Source organism: Alkalihalophilus lindianensis (assembly GCF_032843265.1).
In the GTDB taxonomy this organism is placed as follows: Bacteria; Bacillota; Bacilli; order Bacillales; family Bacillaceae_D; genus Alkalihalophilus; species Alkalihalophilus lindianensis.
The window spans coordinates 1-311 of record NZ_JAWJBA010000154.1; the positions used below are offsets into that span (position 1 = coordinate 1).

The following is a 311-nucleotide window of genomic DNA, read 5'->3' on the forward strand; positions in this document are numbered from 1 at the left end:
GCTGCCGTCTTCAAAAGAGAGAAAATCAATGACGGATTTGTTAAATTGGTCAAGTTTCCCAAAATCCGTAAGTGTTTTCTTCATGTCAACTAATTTACCTTGTTTAACCAATGTTTCAGCCAGAGGTCCGTTTGGTAATTTAAACAAATCCGGCATTTGATTGCTTGCAATATAGGTTTGCAATTTTTGGAAATACTGACTTTGATTAGGGATTGATTCGACTTCCATTTTGAAATTTGGATTCACTTCTTTTCGGTATTGCTCATAGATTGCTTTTAAAGCTCTAAAGTCCCCATTATTGTTATTTCCAT

General features: G+C 34.7%; 1 pseudogene. It reads right to left on the reverse strand.

Going from position 1 to position 311, the window contains the following annotated elements:
- A pseudogene (locus RYX56_RS21745) lies at positions 1 to 311 on the reverse strand (extracellular solute-binding protein); the annotation flags it as partial.